The organism is Methylobacterium sp. WL103, assembly GCF_008039885.1.
GTDB classification, from domain to species: domain Bacteria; phylum Pseudomonadota; class Alphaproteobacteria; order Rhizobiales; family Beijerinckiaceae; genus Methylobacterium; species Methylobacterium cerastii.
Window position 1 is genome coordinate 1 of the sequence record NZ_VRUX01000769.1, and the last position, 1659, is coordinate 1659.

Sequence of the window (1659 nt, forward strand, 5' to 3'; positions counted from 1 at the left end):
GCGGCCGGTCATCAGGCGCAGGCGCAGGGCGCCCGCCAGCGGCTTCAAGCGCTCGAAGTGCTGGCGCGCCAGGATCTCGGTCGGCGCCATCAAGGCCGCCTGCCGGCCGGCCTCGCAGGCCGAGGCCATGGCGAGCAGCGCCACCGCGGTCTTGCCCGAGCCGACGTCGCCCTGAAGCAGGCGCAGCATCCGCTTGTCGGAGGCCAGATCCCCGCGGATCTCGGCGACGGCCCGCGTCTGCGCGCCGGTGAGAGCGAAGGGTAGGCCGGCCTCGATCCGGGCGGAGAGGCGGCCGTCGCCGGCGTTGACCCGCCCGGGCTTGCGGCGGCTGCGCGCGCGCATCAGCGCGAGGGCGAGCTGCGAGGCCAAAAGCTCGTCGTAGGCCAGCCGTTTTCGCGACGGCGTCGCGGGCGGGGGGATGGCGACGCCGTTGGCGCCCAGCGTCGGGGCTTTCGGCGCTTCCTCGGGCCGGTGCTCGGCGCGCAGCGCGTCGGCGAAGGGCGGCAACCGGTTCTGCTGCAGCCAGGCGGGGTCCTGCCATTCGGGCAGCACCGGCAGCCGCTCCAGGGCGGCGACCGCGAGCTTGCCGATCGCCCGCGAGGTCAACCCTTCCGTGGCGCCGTAGACCGGCTCGACGGAGGGCAGGGCGGCCAGGCCCTCCGCGTCGACGATGCGCGACGGATGCACCATCTGGCGGCTGCCGTCCCAGAGGTCGATGCGGCCGGTGACGTAGCGGTGGCTGCCCAGGGGCAGCATCTTCTCGACGCGCGCTGCCGGCATCCCGAAGAACACCAGGGTGATGTCGCCGGTCTCGTCCTCGACCAGCACCCGGTGCGGGCGCTTGCCCGGCCCGGTCCCGGCCGGCCGGTGGAGGGAGACGGTGACGCCGACGGTGACCGGCTCGCCGACCGGAGCCTCGCCGACCGAGCCGACGAGTTTCTGCGCGATGCCGCCCTGGGGCAGGTGGAACAGCAGGTCGACGATGCGGGCCGGCCGCTCGGGCGTGCCGAGCAGCCGCTCGATCATCGGCGCCATCTTCGCGCCGACGCGCGGCAGCCCGCGCACGGGCGCGAACAGCGGGTCGAGGATGCTGGGGCGCAGGAGCGCCGGGGGTGTCTCGTCGCGCATCGACACTTCGCTCGTCCCGCCCATCCTGCCGCTCGTGCGGGCCATCCTGCCCGGCGGGTCGTCAATATCCCGTGCCGTCCGCCCCGTCGCGCGGCCGCTCGACGCTGGCGCGCGACGGGAACGCCCGGCATCCCGTGATCATCGGATCGCAGGATCCTCGGCACGACGACGCGCGATCGGCTGGCAGGCCGGCCGCGACGGCTTAGATACGTCGAAGGTGGCGCTTCGCGCGGCCGGGGGCGGGAGCTGAGGCGATGATCGAGTTCTTTGACCGGGAGGGGCGTCCCGCCGCGTTCTGCGACGACGGCCGGGCGATCTACCACTGGGACGGCCGCCCGGCGGCGATCATCGACGACGACAAGGTCTTCGCCTATTCAGGCCGCTTCGTCGGCTGGTTCTCCGACGGGTGGATCAGCGACGCGCACGGGCACCGGGTGCTGTTCGAGTTCGATGCGGTCGGCGGCCCGGCCAAGCCGGAGCGCGGCCCCAGGGTCGCCAAAGGCCAGCGCGGACAGAAGCCGCCGCCGGGCC

The 1659-nt window shown here is 74.2% G+C and carries 2 protein-coding genes; one reads left to right on the forward strand and one right to left on the reverse strand.

The window, feature by feature from the left end:
* On the reverse strand, positions 1–1128 hold a 1128-nt coding region (locus tag FV222_RS25230), incomplete at its 3' end, for a DEAD/DEAH box helicase (RefSeq protein ID WP_147815927.1).
* Positions 1129–1382: 254 nt separating this feature from the next.
* Here FV222_RS25230 and FV222_RS25235 point away from each other — a divergent pair.
* On the forward strand, positions 1383–1659 hold a 277-nt coding region (locus FV222_RS25235; protein WP_147815928.1), incomplete at its 3' end, for a 4-fold beta flower protein.